22 protein-coding genes are annotated in these 16868 nt (G+C 63.4%); 13 read left to right on the plus strand and 9 right to left on the minus strand.

Features of this window, described 5'->3' with window-relative positions; genetic code table 11:
- Positions 1 to 10: 10 nt before the first annotated feature.
- The 4 genes from DES43_RS04210 to hslV form a co-directional block, all read right to left on the minus strand.
- Positions 11 to 1075 carry a hypothetical protein gene (locus DES43_RS04210; RefSeq protein ID WP_035027161.1) on the minus strand — a complete coding sequence of 355 codons (1065 nt, stop codon included), beginning with the start codon at positions 1073 to 1075 and terminating at the stop codon, positions 11 to 13.
- Entirely contained in the window at positions 1075 to 1674 is a 600-nt protein-coding gene (locus tag DES43_RS04215; protein WP_245264716.1) for a DUF2585 domain-containing protein, read from the minus strand. Before DES43_RS04215 ends, DES43_RS04210 begins: the two co-directional genes overlap by 1 nt.
- Positions 1675 to 1783: 109 nt before the next feature.
- The gene (locus DES43_RS04220) at positions 1784 to 2317 is read right to left on the minus strand and encodes a GNAT family N-acetyltransferase (protein ID WP_035027160.1); all 534 of its coding nucleotides are present in this window, start codon (positions 2315 to 2317) and stop codon (positions 1784 to 1786) included.
- Positions 2307 to 2858 carry an ATP-dependent protease subunit HslV gene (gene hslV / locus DES43_RS04225; protein WP_035027159.1) on the minus strand — a complete coding sequence of 184 codons (552 nt, stop codon included), beginning with the start codon at positions 2856 to 2858 and terminating at the stop codon, positions 2307 to 2309. Before hslV ends, DES43_RS04220 begins: the two co-directional genes overlap by 11 nt.
- Before the next feature lie 187 nt (positions 2859 to 3045).
- Between hslV and hisB the strand changes: the two genes are divergently transcribed.
- From hisB to coaA, 8 genes are read left to right on the plus strand one after another with little or no spacing between them, the layout of a single operon-like run.
- Complete coding sequence (gene hisB / locus DES43_RS04230; protein ID WP_035027158.1) at positions 3046 to 3645, plus strand: imidazoleglycerol-phosphate dehydratase HisB; 600 nt, start codon at positions 3046 to 3048, stop codon at positions 3643 to 3645.
- Between the two features lie 2 nt (positions 3646 to 3647).
- Complete coding sequence (locus tag DES43_RS04235) at positions 3648 to 4130, plus strand: DUF2628 domain-containing protein (RefSeq protein ID WP_035027157.1); 483 nt, start codon at positions 3648 to 3650, stop codon at positions 4128 to 4130.
- A 1-nt stretch (position 4131) separates the two neighbouring features.
- The gene (gene hisH / locus DES43_RS04240) at positions 4132 to 4782 is read left to right on the plus strand and encodes an imidazole glycerol phosphate synthase subunit HisH (RefSeq protein WP_035027156.1); all 651 of its coding nucleotides are present in this window, start codon (positions 4132 to 4134) and stop codon (positions 4780 to 4782) included.
- Positions 4779 to 5528, plus strand: coding sequence for a 1-(5-phosphoribosyl)-5-[(5-phosphoribosylamino)methylideneamino]imidazole-4-carboxamide isomerase (gene hisA, locus DES43_RS04245; RefSeq protein WP_035027155.1), 750 nt, complete (start codon positions 4779 to 4781; stop codon positions 5526 to 5528). Before hisH ends, hisA begins: the two co-directional genes overlap by 4 nt.
- The gene (locus DES43_RS04250; protein WP_035027154.1) at positions 5525 to 6361 is read left to right on the plus strand and encodes an arginase family protein; all 837 of its coding nucleotides are present in this window, start codon (positions 5525 to 5527) and stop codon (positions 6359 to 6361) included. Before hisA ends, DES43_RS04250 begins: the two co-directional genes overlap by 4 nt.
- Before the next feature lie 18 nt (positions 6362 to 6379).
- On the plus strand, positions 6380 to 7174 hold the full coding sequence (gene hisF, locus DES43_RS04255) for an imidazole glycerol phosphate synthase subunit HisF (RefSeq protein ID WP_035027153.1): 795 nt from the start codon (positions 6380 to 6382) through the stop codon (positions 7172 to 7174).
- 8 nt (positions 7175 to 7182) lie between these two features.
- Complete coding sequence (locus DES43_RS04260) at positions 7183 to 7509, plus strand: phosphoribosyl-ATP diphosphatase (RefSeq protein ID WP_035027152.1); 327 nt, start codon at positions 7183 to 7185, stop codon at positions 7507 to 7509.
- 27 nt (positions 7510 to 7536) lie between these two features.
- On the plus strand, positions 7537 to 8496 hold the full coding sequence (gene coaA / locus DES43_RS04265) for a type I pantothenate kinase (protein ID WP_035027151.1): 960 nt from the start codon (positions 7537 to 7539) through the stop codon (positions 8494 to 8496).
- Positions 8497 to 8607: 111 nt separating this feature from the next.
- Here coaA and DES43_RS04270 read toward each other — a convergent pair whose 3' ends face one another.
- The 4 genes from DES43_RS04270 to DES43_RS04285 all read right to left on the minus strand — a co-directional run bounded on the left by DES43_RS04270 (position 8608) and on the right by DES43_RS04285 (position 11967).
- On the minus strand, positions 8608 to 9219 hold the full coding sequence (locus DES43_RS04270) for an alpha-ketoglutarate-dependent dioxygenase AlkB family protein (RefSeq protein ID WP_035027150.1): 612 nt from the start codon (positions 9217 to 9219) through the stop codon (positions 8608 to 8610).
- An 87-nt stretch (positions 9220 to 9306) separates the two neighbouring features.
- Complete coding sequence (lysM, locus tag DES43_RS04275) at positions 9307 to 9765, minus strand: peptidoglycan-binding protein LysM (protein ID WP_035027149.1); 459 nt, start codon at positions 9763 to 9765, stop codon at positions 9307 to 9309.
- Between the two features lie 71 nt (positions 9766 to 9836).
- Positions 9837 to 10274 carry an alternative ribosome rescue aminoacyl-tRNA hydrolase ArfB gene (arfB, locus tag DES43_RS04280; protein ID WP_035027148.1) on the minus strand — a complete coding sequence of 146 codons (438 nt, stop codon included), beginning with the start codon at positions 10272 to 10274 and terminating at the stop codon, positions 9837 to 9839.
- A gap of 82 nt (positions 10275 to 10356) precedes the next feature.
- Positions 10357 to 11967 (minus strand): phosphoenolpyruvate carboxykinase, encoded by a 1611-nt coding sequence (locus DES43_RS04285; protein ID WP_035027147.1) that lies wholly within the window; start codon positions 11965 to 11967, stop codon positions 10357 to 10359.
- A 323-nt stretch (positions 11968 to 12290) separates the two neighbouring features.
- On the opposite strand from DES43_RS04285, the gene DES43_RS04290 reads away from it, so the two are divergent.
- The 5 genes from DES43_RS04290 (at position 12291) to DES43_RS04310 (ending at position 16103) form a co-directional block, all read left to right on the plus strand.
- The gene (locus DES43_RS04290; protein ID WP_035027225.1) at positions 12291 to 12992 is read left to right on the plus strand and encodes a response regulator transcription factor; all 702 of its coding nucleotides are present in this window, start codon (positions 12291 to 12293) and stop codon (positions 12990 to 12992) included.
- A 24-nt stretch (positions 12993 to 13016) separates the two neighbouring features.
- Positions 13017 to 14795, plus strand: a complete 1779-nt coding sequence (locus DES43_RS04295) for a sensor histidine kinase (RefSeq protein WP_035027146.1) — start codon at positions 13017 to 13019, stop codon at positions 14793 to 14795.
- Positions 14792 to 15262 (plus strand): HPr kinase/phosphorylase, encoded by a 471-nt coding sequence (locus tag DES43_RS04300; protein WP_035027145.1) that lies wholly within the window; start codon positions 14792 to 14794, stop codon positions 15260 to 15262. Before DES43_RS04295 ends, DES43_RS04300 begins: the two co-directional genes overlap by 4 nt.
- 146 nt (positions 15263 to 15408) lie before the next feature.
- Positions 15409 to 15810, plus strand: coding sequence for a PTS sugar transporter subunit IIA (locus DES43_RS04305; RefSeq protein WP_035027144.1), 402 nt, complete (start codon positions 15409 to 15411; stop codon positions 15808 to 15810).
- Entirely contained in the window at positions 15807 to 16103 is a 297-nt protein-coding gene (locus DES43_RS04310) for an HPr family phosphocarrier protein (RefSeq protein ID WP_035027143.1), read from the plus strand. The genes DES43_RS04305 and DES43_RS04310 overlap by 4 nt, the downstream gene beginning before the upstream one ends.
- 137 nt (positions 16104 to 16240) lie before the next feature.
- Here the strand turns inward: DES43_RS04310 and DES43_RS04315 are convergent, their stop codons facing one another.
- A complete protein-coding gene (locus DES43_RS04315; RefSeq protein ID WP_035027142.1) occupies positions 16241 to 16798 on the minus strand; it encodes an HNH endonuclease in 558 nt (185 codons plus the stop codon).
- Positions 16799 to 16868 lie beyond the last annotated feature (70 nt).

Here is a 16868-nt window from a genome sequence, read left to right on the forward strand (position 1 = left end):
CAGGTGTCGCTTATGTATGAGATGGAAGCCGCTGTACAAGAGCGGCCGGCAACAGCGCGAACAGGCGACGCCGCAACGCATGCCAGCCGGCGCTGAGCAGCAGCACCAGCGCGCCCAGCACCAGCAGGGTCAGCGGCACCACGCTTTCCCCCAGGCCGATCTGCCTGACCAGCGAGCCGAAGGCGATGCCGGCATAGGAGAGGCCGGACACCAGAATGGCGCGCCGGTCCACCAGCACAGCCACCGCAGCAAGCCCGAGGAAGATGGCCAGCACGCCGAGCGATGTGGCGGCATTCAGATTGCCGGAGGCGACCAGCCCGCTGATCAGCGGATGAACGACCAGGGGTGCCGCCAGCATGTGGAGCCAGAAGGCGATGTCGGTGCGCCGCGTCCGGCGCTGCGGATCACTGAGGTCGAAGCGCATGGCAAGCGCGAAGACGGCAATGCCGCAGACGAGCAGGACGGGGCGCAGGAAGCGTTCGGCGAAATCGGGCGCAACGGCGATCACCAGCGCCAGAACGCTGGCAACGAGGGCGGCCACGCCGGCGGCGAAGGTGATGGGGATGCGGAATCGCCGGTAATGCAGCGCCGTGGCGGCGATGGTGGCGATCCCGGCGATCACCACCGGCCAGCTGTCCTCCGAAACCGTGGAGACGTTGAAGGCTTCGGCGCCGGCGATGACAATCAGGGTGGCTGAGAATACGGAGGCGGCGTAAACGAGCAGCAGCACGATGCTGGGCAGCGCCATGCGGCGCTTGCGAGTGAAATATTCGGCGAGCAGCCAGCTTGCCATTGCCACGGTGAAGCCGGCTCCGGCGCCGCCGATCCATTCGAGGGCGAAATAGGACAGCGCCCCGAGAAAGAGGGCAATGCCGATGGTGACGAAGATGTCGCCGAAGCCGTTGATGAAGCGGAATTTCTCGTCATCGACGGGCGCTTCGGCCGGCATGCCCGCAGCGGTGTTCTCCAGATAGCGCAGCATCTCGACCTGCCGGAGCGTCAGCACGCCCTGCGCGACGGCTCGCTCCAGCGTATCGCCGGAGATGACGGTCCTTTCCGATGTTGCAGTTGCCATCACAGGCCTCCCTGCCAGGCCTTCACCGACTCAAGCGGATAGACCAGCATCAGCACGTTGAGTGTCAGGTTGTCGCGAATGAGATAGCCGACGACCAGCTCGAAGGCGATGGCCAGCACGACGGTGAGCCAGACGGGCAGGCGGGCTGCGAGGAAGAAGCCGAACACCATGAACAGCGTGTCGGAAACGGAATTGATGATGCTGTCGCCGAAGTAATCCAGCGAGATCGTCGCCTCGCGATAGCGGTTGATGATGATCGGGCTGTTTTCGAGGATTTCCCATGCGGCTTCGAGCAGGATGGCGAAAGAAAGCCGTGTCCATACGGTCGAGCTGCGGAACAGTGCCCAGAACAGCAGGTAGAACAGGAAGCCGTGAATGATGTGCGAGAAGGTGTACCAGTCGGCGATATGCTGGGAGCTCTCCGAACTCACCACCACGCCGTGCCACAGCTTCACATAGCCGCATTTGCAGATCCAGATGTGCCCCATGAGGCGCAGGATCACGGCCTGCGCGGCGACCAGCAGCGCCGCCGCCAGCAGGCCGGCCTTCCAGTCCAGTCCCCGGATCGGGCGTTCGTGCGGTGCGGTCAGCTGAGCCAAGCGGTGCCCCCTTTCGTGGCGAATCATCGCCATGCGATCATCGAGAACACAACACATAGTGTGGCGATTTGAAGGGGAAAGTCTTTGGTGGCGGGCCGCGCCGCGGTCGTCAGCCCGATGCGGGGGCGAACTGCATGACCAGCACGCCTTCGCCGGTATGCCCCGCCAGATGCGGGACCGGCCGGAAGCCGGCCTTTTCATAGGCGCGCACGGCGCGGAGGTTGGCCGGGTCGGGATCGATGACGATCGTCCTGTGTCCCTCGTCGTGGAGATGCCGGGCGAAGAGCCTCAGTGCCGCCGAGCCGATGCCTTGCGACAGGAGCGAGGCATCACCGAGCGAAAGGTCAATGCCGATGGTCTCGGGCGGCAATTCCAGCAGCCAGGGATTGTCCCTGGTCCACTCCTCGTTCTGATGGTGGCCGATGAACCAGTACTGGATGTAGCCTACCGGCTCCCCGTCGAGCAGGATCAGGAAAGGCCGGGTGGTATCGCGCCCCTCCACCATGTCGAGGATGAAGCCCAACTCCTCCTCGGGGTCGCCCCACCATTCCCGCATGTGAGGCTCGTGCAGCCATTTCCGCAGCAGAGGATAGTGGTGTGGCGCGACCGGAAAGAAGGCGATCCGGCTTTCTTCAGGCTTCATCGAGCGTTTCGACCACGAAGTTGTGGTTGGTATAGACGCAGATGTCGGCTGCGATCGCCATCGCCTTGCGGGCGATTTCCTCGGCATCCTTGTCGGTGTCCATCAGGGCGCGGGCGGCTGAAAGCGCATAGTTGCCGCCGGAGCCGATGGCCATGACGCCATGTTCCGGCTCCAGAACGTCGCCGGTGCCGGTCAGGGCCAGCGACACGCTCTTGTCGGCCACCAGCATCATGGCTTCCAGCCTGCGCAGATAGCGGTCGGTGCGCCAGTCCTTGGCCAGTTCCACGCAGGCGCGGGTCAACTGGTCGGGATATTGCTCGAGCTTGGCTTCCAGCCGTTCCATGAGGGTGAAGGCGTCGGCGGTGGCGCCGGCGAAACCGGCGATGACGTTGCCGCCCTTGCCGATGCGGCGCACCTTGCGGGCATTGCCCTTCATGATGGTCTGGCCGAGGCTCACCTGTCCGTCGCCGGCGATGACCACCTTGCCGCCCTTGCGCACGGTGATGATGGTCGTGGCGTGCATGGTCAGTTCATTCGACATATGATGCTCCGATATCGCACCGCTCCTTATGATGAAGCGAACGGTGCATGACGAGATGTTTCGCCTGCTTATTTATGTCGCCGCCACACGATTGCAAACGCCGCTTTGGCAACTGGCAATCGCTCCCTCATGCTGCTAGAAGGCAAGCGTTTTCCAGTTTGCCCTTGAGGAAAAGGGAAGAGGTTCCATGGTCGAACGTTCCGCCGAGGTCAGCCGCAAGACGAAGGAAACCGAGATCACGGTTTCGCTCAATGTCGACGGCACCGGCAAATCCGACATCTCGACCGGTGTCGGTTTCTTCGACCATATGCTGGACCAGCTCTCGCGCCATTCGCTGATCGACATGACGGTGCGCGCCAAGGGCGACCTGCATATCGACGACCACCACACGGTGGAGGATACGGGTATCGTCATCGGACAGGCACTGGCAAAGGCGCTGGGCGAGCGGCGCGGCATCATGCGCTATGCCTCGATCGATCTGGCCATGGACGAGACGCTGACCAGCGCTGCGATCGATGTGTCCGGAAGGCCGTTCCTCGTCTGGAACGTCGGATTTTCGGCCCCCAGGATCGGTACCTTCGATACCGAGCTGGTACGCGAATTCTTCCAGGCGCTGTCGCAGCATGCGGGCATCACGCTGCATGTGAACAACCGTTACGGCGCCAACAACCACCATATCGCCGAGACCTGCTTCAAGGCGGTGGCGCGGGCGTTGCGCGCTGCGACGGAGCCTGATCCACGGCAGCCGGACGCCATTCCCTCGACCAAGGGATCGCTGAAGGGGTAGCGATGGCCAGCCATGTCGTGATGCTGCCTGCCGCAGGCAGCCCGCAGAACAGAACCGATCAGGCCGTGCTTGTTCGCGACGGTTTTTCGTGGCCGGCCTTTCTCGTGCCGCCGCTGTGGCTGTTATGGCACCGGCTCTGGGCGGAAGGCATCATCGCCATTCTTCTCATGGGCGCTTTCTCCGGCCTGGGTGAGGTGGCCGGAATGGGCGCTGCGGGATCCCTGTTGGGACTGCTCGTTTCCATCTATGTCGGGCTGGAAGGGCAGGCGATGCGCATTGCGGCGCTCCGCCGTCGCGGTTACCGCCAATGGGGCGTGGTCGAGGGCGGCAATGCCGATGAAGCCTATATGCGCTATGCGCTTGAGGCTGGCGCCGAACCCGACAGGCCGGAACCGGCTGTCGCCATCGTCCCCGCAGAAACGGCAGGGCAACGTCCGGCACGGCCGGCGCCTTCGCTTGGCCTCATTCCATACGGCAGAAACTGACATGCGCGTCGCCATCATCGATTACGGGTCGGGCAATCTGCGCTCGGCGACAAAAGCCTTCGAGCGCGCCGCGCGGGAAGCCGGCATAGCGGCGGACATCGAGCTGACGGCGGATGCGGAACGGGTGCGCGACGCCGACCGCATCGTGCTGCCGGGCGTCGGCGCCTATGCCGATTGCGCGGCCGGCCTGCGCGCCGTTGACGGCATGTGGGAGGCAGTGGAGGAAGCGGCCATCGACAAAGGCCGCCCTTTCCTCGGCATCTGCGTCGGCATGCAGCTGATGTCCGAACGCGGCCTGGAGAAGACCGTCACGCAGGGCTTCGGCTGGATCGCCGGCGACGTGAAGGAGATCATGCCCTCCGATGCGGCCCTCAAGATTCCGCAGATCGGCTGGAACACGCTTGAGGTGACGCGCGATCATCCGGTTTTCGCCGGAATCCCGACCGGGCCGAAAGGGCTGCACGCCTATTTCGTCCACTCCTATCATCTGGAGGCGCAGAAGCCGGAACAGGTCATCGCCGTAACCGACTATGGCGGGCCGGTGACGGCCACCGTGGCGCGCGACAATCTCGTTGGAACCCAGTTCCACCCTGAAAAGAGCCAGACGCTGGGCCTTGCTCTCATCGCCAATTTCCTGAGGTGGAAGCCATGATCCTTTTCCCCGCCATCGACCTCAAGGATGGCCAGTGCGTGCGGCTGAAGCTGGGCGACATGGAGCAGGCCACCGTCTACAGCGACGATCCGGCCGCGCAGGCGCGCGCCTTCGAGGAGCAGGGTTTCGAGTGGCTGCATGTCGTCGACCTCAACGGCGCTTTCGAGGGACAGAGCGTCAACGGCACGGCCGTCGAGGCGATCCTGAAGGCGACGAAGAACCCGGTGCAACTCGGCGGCGGCATCCGCAGCATGGCGCATATCGAAAGCTGGCTGGACAAGGGGCTCGCCCGCGTCATTCTCGGCACCGTGGCGGTACGCGACCCTGAGCTTGTGAGGGAAGCCTGCAAGGCGTTCCCCGGCAGGATCGCGGTCGGCATCGATGCGCGCGGCGGCAAGGTGGCTGTCGAGGGCTGGGCGGAGGCTTCCGAACTCGGGGTCGTCGAGCTGGCGAAGAAGTTCGAGGGCGCTGGCGTGGCGGCCATTATCTACACCGATATCGACCGCGACGGCGTTCTGGCCGGCATCAACTGGAATTCGACCATCGATCTGGCCGAGGCGGTGTCGATCCCGGTGATCGCTTCAGGCGGGCTCGCTTCCATCGCCGATATCGTGCGCATTACCATGCCCGATGCGGCAAGGCTGGAAGGGGCGATTTCCGGTCGCGCGCTCTATGACGGGCGCATCGACCCGGCCGAAGCGCTTTCCATATTGCGCAAGGCGCGGGCGGAGCGGACCTCGCAATGAAGCTTTCCGTCATCCTCGCGCCCTATGACAGCGGGCACTATCAGTCCGGTTTCGGGCAGGGGCCGGACGCGCTCGTCACCGGCGGGCTGATCGAGGCGCTGACGCTGGCAGGGCACGATGTCAGCGTCGAGGACATCGGCAAGGTTGGCGGCGACCAGCCGCGCGAGATCGCCACCGGATTTGCCGTTTGCCGTGCGGTCTCGGCAATGGTGGACGCCGCGCTGGAGGATGGCCGCTTTCCGGTCGTGCTGGCGGGCAACTGCCTGACCACGATTGGTGCGGTGGCGGGCGAGCGGGCCGATTCCGTCATCTGGTTCGACCAGCATGGCGACATCAACACGCCGGAAACATCTGCCCACGGTTTTCTCGACGGCATGGCTCTGGCGACCGTGCTCGGCCTGTGCTGGAAGCCGATCGCGCATACGGTTCCCGGTTTCAAGACCATCGATCCTGCACGCTGCCTGCTGGTCGATGCGCGCGACCTTGACGAGGACGAGCGCAAGCTGCTCGACACGCTGCCGGTGCTGCGCGCCAGTTGTGCGAATGCGGCCGAGCAGGCAGGCAAGCTACAGGGGATGGGGGCGGTGCGCACGCATCTCCACATAGATCTCGACGTGATCGATCCCGACCTGTTGCAGGTCAACCGCTACACGACGCCCGGTGGACCAGGCCCGGACGAACTGGGACGGATCGTGTGCGCCATCGCGCGTTCCATGCCGGTTACAGGCGTGACGCTTTCCGCCTACGATCCGGCTTTCGACCCGCAAGGGGATGTGCCCCCGGTGGCCGGGCATCTGCTGACCGATCTGCTCGCGGCGCTCGAGCGCATCTGACGGACAAGGAATTTTTGCATGACCCTCAAGGCCCGCGTCATCCCCTGTCTGGACGTGAAGGACGGCCGTGTCGTGAAAGGCGTCAATTTCGTCGATCTGGTCGATGCCGGCGATCCGGTGGAGGCCGCGCGCGCCTATGACGCCGCCGGGGCGGACGAGCTTTGCTTCCTCGACATCACCGCTTCGTCCGACAACCGCGAAACCATTTTCGACGTGGTGGCGCGCACGGCCGAACAGTGCTTCATGCCGCTGACAGTGGGCGGCGGCGTGCGGCAGGTGGCCGATATCCGCAAGCTTCTTCTGGCAGGCGCCGACAAGGTGTCGATCAACACAGCGGCTGTGAAAAATCCGGAGTTCGTCGCCGAAGCCGCCGACAAGTTCGGCAACCAGTGCATCGTCGTGGCCATCGACGCCAAGAAGGTGAGCGGTGCGGGCGAGGCCGATCGCTGGGAGATATTTACCCATGGCGGACGCGAGAACACGGGAATGGACGCAATCGAGTTCGCACGGAAGGTGGTGGGCCTCGGCGCCGGCGAAATCCTGCTCACCTCCATGGACCGCGACGGCACCAAGGCCGGATACGACATTGCCCTGACGCGCGCCGTGGCGGATGCGGTGCGCGCGCCGGTCATCGCTTCCGGTGGCGTCGGCAATCTCGATCACATGGTCGAGGGCATTCGCGACGGCCATGCGACGGCAGTGCTCGCCGCCTCGATCTTCCACTTCGGCACCTATTCCATCGCCGAGGCAAAGGCGCATATGGCGGCGGCCGGTATCGATGTTCGACTCGACTCCGACCCGGTTCGGAATTAAACGGCGCCATGGCCAGTTTCACGCTCTCCGACCTGGAAGCAACGATCCGCGAGCGGGCGCGCTCGGGCGATCCCGATTCCTGGACGGCCCGGCTGTTCGCCAAAGGCATGGACAAGGCAGCCCAGAAGCTGGGCGAGGAAGCGGTGGAAACGGTGATCGCCGCAGTCTCGAAAGACCGCGCGGGTGTCGTTTCGGAAAGTGCCGATCTGCTCTATCATCTGCTCGTCGTGCTGGGGATCGCTGACGTTTCCCTCGACGAGGTTCTTGCCGAACTCGAACGACGGACCGGGCAGTCCGGCGTCGCCGAAAAGGCATCCCGGACCCAGCCGGGCTGAGGCCCGAAGTCAAGGGCAGGAGACGCGATGGATCAGCTTGCGCCGACCGCACAATATTCTCCATACCTGTTCTTTTCGGCGCAAGAATGGTCGAAATTCAGGGCCGATACGCCGCTGACCCTTACCGAGGATGAAATCAGCCGGCTGCGTTCGCTGAACGATCCGGTCGACCTCGATGAGGTCCGCCGCATTTATCTTTCGATGTCCCGGCTGCTTTCAGCCCATGTCGAGGCGAGCCAGCTTCTGGCCGCGCAGCGGCGCGTGTTCTTCAACGGCAAGACCACCACAAAGACGCCCTTCATCATCGGCATCGCAGGTTCGGTCGCCGTTGGAAAATCGACGACGGCGCGCGTGCTGAAGGACCTTCTGGCGCGCTGGCCTTCCAGCCCGAAGGTCGATCTGGTGACCACCGACGGGTTTCTGCTGCCCAATGAGGTGCTGCGGCGCGAGAACCTGATGGAACGAAAGGGTTTTCCCGAAAGCTACGATGTCGGCGCCCTGCTTCGTTTCCTCGCGCAGATCAAATCCGGCCAGCAGGACGTGCAGGCGCCACTCTATTCGCATCTGACATATGACGTCGTTCCCGGCGCCTACACGACCATCGACCGACCGGATATTCTCATTTTCGAGGGCATCAACGTCCTGCAACCCGGCAATCTGCCGAAGGATGGGAAGATCGTGCCGTTCCTGTCGGATTTCTTCGATTTCTCGATCTACATCGATGCCGACGAGAAACTGATCCACGACTGGTACATCGCCCGCTTCATGCGGCTGCGCGACACTGCCTTCCGCAATCCGGATTCCTTCTTCCACCGCTACTCGCAGCTATCGGAAGGGGCGGCGCAGGCGATAGCCGAAGGGTTGTGGATGAACATCAACCTGAAGAACCTGCGTGAGAACATCCTGCCGACACGGCCGCGCGCCGATCTCATCCTGCGCAAGGGGGCCGATCATCTGATCGAGGAAGTGGCGCTTCGCAAGCTTTAGAGCAATTCCAGCAAAAGTGCGAAGCGGTTTTGCGTTCGGAATTGCGCAAAAACAAAAGGTTAGAGAAATTCTACGCTTCGAAGAAAGGCGGAAATGATCTAGACGGATCGCTCAGGCGGTCACGCGGCGCAGGGTCAGGTTGATGCGGCCGCCGTTCTTCAGAAGCGGCGAGGTCTGCGAGTAGATGCGATCGACGCCATGATAGGCAAGGCGGCTTTGTCCGCCCAGTACCAGAACGTCGCCGCTGGCCAGCCTGACCGAAGCGGTCGCTCCGCCCCGCTTGGCAGTGCCCACGCGGAAGCGGCAGTCGTCGCCCAGCGAGACGGACACCACAGGGGCGGAAAAGTCGGTCTCATCGCGGTCCTGATGCAGGCCCATGCGGGCCTTTTCATCGTAGAAATTGACAAGGCAGGCCTGCGGCGGCTTTTCGTGACCGGAAACGTCGCGCCAGATGCCAAGCAGGGTTTCGGGAATCGGCGGCCATGGCACGCCGGTTACCGGATGGGTGGGCTGGTAGCGGTAGCCGCGCTCCCTGTCCGTGACCCAGCCAAGCTCGCCGCAATTGGTCATGCGTACGCTCATTTCCTTGCCCGTGCGGGGCATGGCCGGAACGAAGAGCGGGGCTTCCTGCACAATCTGCCTGATCTCGTCGACCAGTGCGGCCTGCCGTTGCGGTGACAGGTAGAGCGGAAAATGGCGCACGCCTTCCGGCAGGGTGGGCATCGGTCTGTCCATGGCCTTCGGTTATGAACCACTGAAAAGCAGAACGGCGACCCGAAAGCCGCCGTTCCCTCAGAGTGTTTTCCGGTCTCAGCCTTCGAGATCGGGAATGCGCAGCACCTGGCCGGGGTAGATCTTGTCCGGGTGCGTCAGCATCGGCTTGTTGGCCTCGAAGATGACGGTGTATTTCGAAGCCTTGCCCTTGCCGTAATGGGCTTCGGCGATCTTGGAGAGATTGTCGCCCTTCTTGACCGTATAGAATACGGCTTCCCTGACCGTCGCGTCCGGCGTCGCAACCGTCAGTTCGTCGGCCTGCACCTTGGAGACACCCAGCGTATTGCCGACCGCGATGATCGCCTTTTCCAGCGCAGACTGGTCCGCGACCTGACCCTTGAGCACCGCGGTGTCGCCCTGGATCTCGATCTTGACGTCATCGGTGCCGAGCTTGTGGGAGTCGAGTTCCTTCTTCAGTGCGTCCGCATCGGGGGTCTCGTCGTCACCGAAGCCAAGCTTGGCGCCGACATTCTTCACGAAGTCGAAAATGCCCATCGGGGTCTCCTTTTATTAACCATCGTTGTCTTCGCAGCTAATTGAGAAAAATGGAAGACGCGCGGGAATTTTCAATCGCTGTCGACCCTGCCCCGCATTTTTTTCACCACCGATCGGCCTGCCTTGGCCTTCAGCCGGCGTTCCACCGACCCCTTGGTGGGTTTCGTCTTCTTGCGCGGCGGGGGTGGCGGTTCGGCCGCTCTGGCGACAAGTGCCGCCAGCCGCTGTCGGGCGTCGGCGCGGTTCTGCTCCTGCGTGCGAAAGCGCGCGGCTTCGATCACGATGACACCGTCCTTGGTGGCGCGCTGTCCGGCGAGCTTCAGGGTGCGCTCGCGCACACGCTCGGAAAGGCCGCGCGCATTGGCGGCGTCGAAACGCAACTGAACGGCGGTGGCCACCTTGTTGACGTTCTGGCCGCCCGGGCCGGAAGCGCGGATGAATGCCTCTTCCAGCTCGTCGGGATAAATGACGGCTTCCCTGCCGATGACGATGTTGTCCTCGAATGCCATGGGCGCACTCATGCGGCCTGCCGATCAAAAAGAAAAGGCCCGATCGAAACCGGGCCCTTCCGCTTTTCTCATCCGTCCGCCCTTACTCGGCGGCTTCCTGCACCCGTGGAGCCGCGCTCCTGACGGTTGCGTCGACATGGCTCTCGAACTTGCCGAAATTGTCGATGAACATACCGACCAGCTTCGCGGCCTGCCGGTCGTAGCCTTCCTTGTCGGCCCAGGTCGAGCGAGGATCGAGGATCGACTGTTCGACGCCCGGCACCGAAACCGGCACCTCGAAACCGAAGTTCGGGTCGGTGCGGAACTCGACCTGCTTGAGCGAGCCGTCGAGGGCTGCCGTCAGCAGGGCGCGGGTGGCCTTGATCGGCATGCGGCTGCCGACGCCGTAGGCGCCTCCGGTCCAGCCGGTGTTGACGAGCCAGCAATCGACGCCGTGCCCTGCGATCAGCTCACGCAGCAGGTTGCCGTATTCCGACGGGTGGCGCGGCATGAAAGGCGCGCCGAAACAGGTGGAGAAGGTCGCTTCGGGCTCGGTCACCCCGCGCTCGGTGCCGGCCACCTTGGCGGTGTAGCCCGACAGGAAGTGGTACATGGCCTGCGCCGGCGTGAGTTTCGCGATCGGCGGCATCACGCCGAAGGCATCTGCCGTCAGCATGATGATGTTCTTCGGGTGGCTGGCGCGGCCGGTGGCGCTGGCGTTCGGAATGAAATCCAGCGGATAGGCGCAGCGCGTGTTCTCGGTGCGCGATCCGTCGTTGAAGTCCGGCACGCGCTTGTCATCGAGCACGACGTTTTCAAGCACCGTGCCGAAGCGGCGGGTGGTGGCGAAGATTTCGGGTTCCGCCTCGGCGGAAAGACGGATGGTCTTTGCGTAGCAGCCGCCCTCGAAGTTGAAGATGCCGTCCGGGCCCCAGCCATGCTCGTCGTCGCCGATAAGCGTGCGCTTCGGGTCGGCCGAAAGCGTGGTCTTGCCGGTGCCGGAGAGGCCGAAGAACACGGCGGCGTCGCCATCCGGTCCTTCATTGGCCGAGCAATGCATCGGCATGACGCCCTTGGCGGGCAGGATGTAGTTAAGAGCGGTGAACACCGACTTCTTCATCTCGCCGGCATATTGCGTGCCGCCGATCAGCACGATCTTGCGGGTGAGGTCGACGGCGATCAGCGTCTCGCTGCGGCCGCCGTGGCGGGCGTTGTCCGCACGGAAGGACGGCAGGTCGATGATGGTCATTTCCGGAGCGAAACCGGCAATCTCCTCGTCGGCAAGACGGATCAGAAGGTTGCGGATGAACAGCGAATGCCATGCGAACTCGGTGACGACGCGGGTGGGCAGGCAAAGCGAGCGGTCCGCACCGCCGATCAGGTCCTGCACGAACAGGTCCCTGCCGGCGGCGTGCTTCAGGAAATCGGCATAAAGCGCATCGAACTGCGCCGGGGTCATGGCGTTGTTGTTGTCCCACCAGACATGGGCCTCGGTGTTCCCGTCCCGGACGACGAACTTGTCCTTCGGCGAACGGCCCGTGTACTGGCCGGTATCGGCAACCAGCGCGCCATGGGCGGTGAGGCGGGCTTCGCCACGGCGCAGCGCTTCCTCGTAAAGCTCCGCCGGCCCGAGATTGTAATATACCTTGCCGGAGGTGCGAAGGCCGAGCGCATCGAGCCCGAGTGCAGGGTTGCGTTTGCCGATTTCCGACATGGAAGTCCTTTCAATGTCCGCAGATGCGATGAGCGCAAGGCCACCACCACCGAGGCCTTTTCCGGTCAGAAACAGAAAATCCGAATAATATCAAATAATTAATCGATTTAAAAATTTTGAAAGTTGTTTAAATCGTTTAGATGTGTGTAAAACCGTGACGGTGCGCCAGGGTGCGGACCGCTCGTGCCGGATTTTTGCCGGCTGCAAGCGGATATGGCGGCATGGCGCGGTTGAATGGATGCGCCACATTTTGTACCTAATTTGTCCGGCACAAGCCCTTCTGCTTTAGGAAGGGACAACCGCCCATGAGGGAGCCGCTCGAAATGGCAACGATCGCGCTTGTCGACGACGACCGCAACATCCTGACCTCGGTCTCGATAGCCCTGGAATCCGAGGGCTACCGGGTCGAGACCTACACGGACGGCGCGTCGGCGCTGGAGGGGCTGGCCGCCCGTCCGCCGAACCTCGCCATTCTGGATATCAAGATGCCGCGCATGGACGGCATGGAGCTTCTGCGCCGGCTGCGCCAGAAGACCGATCTGCCGGTGATCTTCCTGACTTCCAAGGACGACGAGATCGATGAATTGTTCGGCCTCAAGATGGGCGCCGACGATTTCATCCGCAAGCCGTTCTCGCAGCGGCTGCTGGTCGAGCGCGTCAAGGCCGTGCTGCGCCGCGCCGGTGCGCGCGAAACCGCTGCGAAGTCTCCCAACCAGCAGACCCGCTCGCTGGAGCGCGGCCAGCTCGTCATGGACCAGGAGCGCCACACCTGCACCTGGAAGGGGCAGCCGGTGACGCTGACCGTGACCGAGTTCCTCATCCTGCACTCGCTGGCGCAGCGGCCGGGTGTCGTCAAGAGCCGTGACGCGCTGATGGATTCGGCCTATGATGAGCAGGTCTATGTGGACGACCGCACCATCGACAGCCACATCAAGCGGCTGCGCAAGAAGTTCAAGGCGGTGGACGACGATTTCGACATGATCGAAACGCTGTACGGTGTCGGCTACCGCTTCAAGGAAGCGTAGCACCGCAACGGGGGCCGCAGGGCCATGGCCATGGAAGCACAACTGAGGAAGACGGCCGGCACCGCAAGGCGTCCGGCCCGTCGTCTTTCGGTTCTGTCGCGGGTGACGGTGCCGATTCGCCGCTTCCTCGGCCATCATTTCTTTTCCAGCCTCACGCGCCGCATCCTGTTCGTCAATCTCGCGGGCCTCGCGGTGATGGTGACGGGCATCCTCTATCTCAACACTTTCCGCGACGGCCTGATCGACGCGCGGGTCGAAAGCCTGATGACGCAGGGCGAGATCATCGCCGGCGCCATCGCCTCTTCGGCCACGATCGAAACCGATTCGATCAGCATCGATCCCGAGAAGCTGCTGGAACTTCAGGCGGGGGAGAGCCTCGCGCCCGGTTCCGATCAGCTCGACAACCTCGATTTCCCCATCAACCCCGAGCGCGTCGCGCCGCTGCTGCGGCGGCTGATCTCGCCCACCAAGGTTCGCGCCCGCGTCTATGACCGCGACACGGTGCTGCTGCTCGATTCGCGGCGGCTTTATTCGCGCGGCCAGATCCTGCGCTACGATCTGCCGCCGGTGGACGAAGACGAGCCGAACTTTCTGGAGCGGGCGGAGAAGTTTGTCTTCGATCTGTTCCGCAACCGCGACCTGCCGGTTTACCACGAGCAGCCGGGCGGCAACGGCGCGGCCTATCCCGAAGTGATGAAGGCGCTGACCGGAAGCCCCTCGACCATCGTGCGCATTTCCGAGAAGGGCGAGCAGGTGGTTTCTGTCGCAGTTCCGATCCAGCGCTTCCGCGCCGTGCTCGGCGTGCTGATGCTGTCCACGGAAGGCGACATCGACAAGATCGTGGCGGCCGAGCGCAAGGCGATCCTGCGTGTGTTCGCCATCGCGGCCATGGTGACCGCGCTGATGTCGCTGCTTCTGGCCTCCACCATCGCCAATCCGCTGCGCCGGCTGGCGGCGGCGGCCGTGCGCGTGCGCCGCGGGGTCAAGAATCGCGAGGAAATCCCGGACTTCTCCGACCGTCAGGACGAGATCGGCAATCTGTCCGTGGCCCTGCGCGACATGACCAACGCGCTTTATGCGCGCATCGACGCCATCGAAAGCTTCGCAGCCGATGTCAGCCACGAGCTGAAGAACCCTCTCACCTCGCTGCGCAGCGCGGTAGAGACGTTGCCGCTAGCGAAGAGCGAGGCATCGCGCGAGCGGCTGCTGGAGGTGATCCAGCACGATGTGCGCCGCCTCGACCGGCTGATCACCGACATTTCCGACGCCTCGCGCCTCGATGCCGAACTCGCCCGCGAGGACGCGGGCAGCGTGGACCTGAAGAACTTCCTCACCGACCTCGTCGCCGTTTCACGAGAGGCGTCGCGGCACAAGAAGCCGGTCGATATACAGCTCCACGTCGCAGCCCTGCCGCAGGGCGCGAAGGGCTATCGTGTCACCGGCCATGAATTGCGGCTGGGACAGGTCATCACCAACCTGATCGAGAATGCGCGGTCCTTCGTGCCGGACGAGCATGGCGTCATCGCCATCTCGCTCGAACGGTCGGGCGATTCCCATATCATCACCATAGACGACAACGGGCCAGGCATCCGCGCCGACGCGTTCGAGCGCATCTTCGAGCGCTTCTACACGGATCGTCCGTCCAGCGAGGCGTTCGGCCAGAACTCCGGCCTCGGCCTGTCGATCAGCCGGCAGATCATCGAGGCGCATGGCGGCACGCTCACGGCCGAGAACGTTCCGGGCACCAAGCCGGGCGAGGTAAGGGGCGCGCGCTTCACCATCACCCTGCCGGTCGAGCTGTGAGCGCATCGGGCACGTCCGCGCCGGTCAATGTTCACGGCACCGCTGTTGTGCTGGGCGACCGCGGCATCCTCATAACCGGCCCGTCGGGTTCGGGCAAAAGCACGCTGGCACTGGAACTGATCGGGCGTTTCGGCAGTCATGGGCGCTTCGCGCGGCTGGTGGCCGACGATCAGCTTTTCGTGAAAGGCATGGCCGGGCGGCTGGTTTGCCAGGCGCCGCCGGCGATCGCCGGTCTGGTCGAGGTGCGGGGCCTTGGTCCGTGCCCGATCGGGGTGGAAGCAGCGGCCGTGGTCGACCTCGTCGTGCGGCTTGTGCCCGGGGACGAACTGGCGCGGGTGCAGGAAGAGGCCGCCGAGGTGATCGCCGGCTGTACCTTGCCGGTGATCGACCTGCCTGCCCGAAACGTGATTTCCGCTGCACAAATGCTTATATGCTGGCTTGGAATGCCGCCTTTCCAGGCGGTTTAATGCTGCGCTGCGGCAAAATGGCCCGTCAAGGCGCACTTTAGGGCTTGTCAACGCGCTGCGTCTCGACAAGATAGCGCACCCATGCCGCCGGGGGTGGCGAGTATAATGAGCGCTTGTGAAGGGGCCATGACGGGAGCCATCCAACGATGATCGGACTCGTGCTCGTCACGCACGGTCGACTGGCCGAAGAGTTCCGCTACGCACTGGAACATGTGGTCGGTCCTCAGGACCATGTCGCTACGGTGTCGATAGGTGCCGATGACGACATGGAGCAGCGCCGCCGCGATATCGTCGAGGCGGTGGCCGATGTGGACACCGGAACCGGTGTGATCGTGCTGACCGACATGTTTGGCGGCACACCTTCCAACCTCGCCATTTCGGTCATGGAGGCCGGCCGCACCGAGGTGATTGCCGGCATGAACCTGCCGATGCTGATAAAGCTGTCGAGCGTGCGCAAGAACGACGACATGGATGCGGCGCTGGAGGAGGCTCAGGCCGCCGGGCGCAAGTACATCAATGTCGCCAGCCAGCTTCTGGCCAGCAAATGAGCGCCGGGCTGGACAATATGGAAGAACTGGCGCGCGACGTCAAAATCGTCAACCAGCGTGGCCTGCATGCCCGGGCTTCGGCCAAGTTCGTGCGGATGGTCAGCGCCTTCGATGCCGAGATATCCGTCGAGAAGGACGGCATGCGCGTCGGTGGCACGTCGATCATGGGCCTGATGATGCTGGCGGCAAGTCCCGGCTGTTCGGTGCGGGTGATCGCGAGGGGGCCGGAAGCTGCGGCCGCGCTCGACGCGCTGGCCGAGCTGATCTCCAACCGGTTTGGCGAAGAGTGCTGAGCGCCGATCCTTCGCTTTGACGATCCGGGCCGACGCTAGATCATTTCATCGCTTCACGGAATCGATGAAATGATCTATCTGTTTGTTTCTAATGCATTTATGCGACGCCAAACGTTTCCATTTGGCTGCAAAATGCTCTACGGCTCCAGTTCGACATCCCAGTAGAGGAAGTCCATCCAGCTTTCGTGCAGATGGTTGGGCGGGAAGAGCCGGCCGTTGTTATGAAGGTCCTGGACGGTGGGGCGGTAGGGCTTCTGCCGAGGCCACATTCTGGCCTGTGACGGCAGCATGCCCCCTTTGCGCAGATTGCAGGGGGAACAGGCGGCGACTATGTTCTCCCACGTCGTCGTGCCGCCACAACGACGTGGGATGACGTGGTCGAAAGTGAGATCCTCGGTCGTGTTGCAGTACTGGCAGCGGAAACGATCGCGCAGGAACACGTTGAAGCGGGTGAATGCCGGATAGCGCGATGGCTTCACATAGGTCTTGAGGCAGACCACGCTCGGAAGCTTCATCGAGAAGCTGGGCGACGAAATGGCCTGCTCATATTCGGCGACGATGTTGACGCGGTCGAGGAACACCGCCTTGATGGCGTCCTGCCACGACCACAGCGACAGGGGATAGTAGCTGAGCGGACGATAATCCGCGTTCAGCACCAGTGCGGGAAGCCCATCCGGAGATACGGCGACCGTCACCTGTCCAACCTCCTCTGCCCTGTCTCTGCTCTGGATGTCGCGGATAGTGTACGCCTCCCATGACAGTCAT

Origin of the sequence: Aquamicrobium defluvii (genome assembly GCF_004363725.1) — a bacterium.
Classification (GTDB): Bacteria; Pseudomonadota; Alphaproteobacteria; order Rhizobiales; family Rhizobiaceae; genus Mesorhizobium; species Mesorhizobium defluvii.

Bases quoted from the DNA above. Each gene is read 5' to 3' on its own strand.
- DES43_RS04270 (WP_035027150.1), bottom strand. From the start codon at position 9,219: ATGCCCACCCTGCCGGAAGGCGTGCGCCATTTTCCGCTCTACCTGTCA.
- DES43_RS04260 (WP_035027152.1), top strand. From the start codon at position 7,183: ATGGCCAGTTTCACGCTCTCCGACCTGGAAGCAACGATCCGCGAGCGG.
- DES43_RS04210 (WP_035027161.1), bottom strand. From the start codon at position 1,075: ATGGCAACTGCAACATCGGAAAGGACCGTCATCTCCGGCGATACGCTG.
- DES43_RS04305 (WP_035027144.1), top strand. From the start codon at position 15,409: ATGATCGGACTCGTGCTCGTCACGCACGGTCGACTGGCCGAAGAGTTC.
- DES43_RS04295 (WP_035027146.1), top strand. From the start codon at position 13,017: ATGGCCATGGAAGCACAACTGAGGAAGACGGCCGGCACCGCAAGGCGT.
- coaA (WP_035027151.1), top strand. From the start codon at position 7,537: ATGGATCAGCTTGCGCCGACCGCACAATATTCTCCATACCTGTTCTTT.
- lysM (WP_035027149.1), bottom strand. From the start codon at position 9,765: ATGGGCATTTTCGACTTCGTGAAGAATGTCGGCGCCAAGCTTGGCTTC.
- DES43_RS04310 (WP_035027143.1), top strand. From the start codon at position 15,807: ATGAGCGCCGGGCTGGACAATATGGAAGAACTGGCGCGCGACGTCAAA.
- DES43_RS04285 (WP_035027147.1), bottom strand. From the start codon at position 11,967: ATGTCGGAAATCGGCAAACGCAACCCTGCACTCGGGCTCGATGCGCTC.
- DES43_RS04290 (WP_035027225.1), top strand. From the start codon at position 12,291: ATGGCAACGATCGCGCTTGTCGACGACGACCGCAACATCCTGACCTCG.
- hisF (WP_035027153.1), top strand. From the start codon at position 6,380: ATGACCCTCAAGGCCCGCGTCATCCCCTGTCTGGACGTGAAGGACGGC.
- arfB (WP_035027148.1), bottom strand. From the start codon at position 10,274: ATGGCATTCGAGGACAACATCGTCATCGGCAGGGAAGCCGTCATTTAT.
- hisH (WP_035027156.1), top strand. From the start codon at position 4,132: ATGCGCGTCGCCATCATCGATTACGGGTCGGGCAATCTGCGCTCGGCG.
- hslV (WP_035027159.1), bottom strand. From the start codon at position 2,858: ATGTCGAATGAACTGACCATGCACGCCACGACCATCATCACCGTGCGC.
- DES43_RS04235 (WP_035027157.1), top strand. From the start codon at position 3,648: ATGGCCAGCCATGTCGTGATGCTGCCTGCCGCAGGCAGCCCGCAGAAC.
- hisA (WP_035027155.1), top strand. From the start codon at position 4,779: ATGATCCTTTTCCCCGCCATCGACCTCAAGGATGGCCAGTGCGTGCGG.
- hisB (WP_035027158.1), top strand. From the start codon at position 3,046: ATGGTCGAACGTTCCGCCGAGGTCAGCCGCAAGACGAAGGAAACCGAG.
- DES43_RS04220 (WP_035027160.1), bottom strand. From the start codon at position 2,317: ATGAAGCCTGAAGAAAGCCGGATCGCCTTCTTTCCGGTCGCGCCACAC.
- DES43_RS04250 (WP_035027154.1), top strand. From the start codon at position 5,525: ATGAAGCTTTCCGTCATCCTCGCGCCCTATGACAGCGGGCACTATCAG.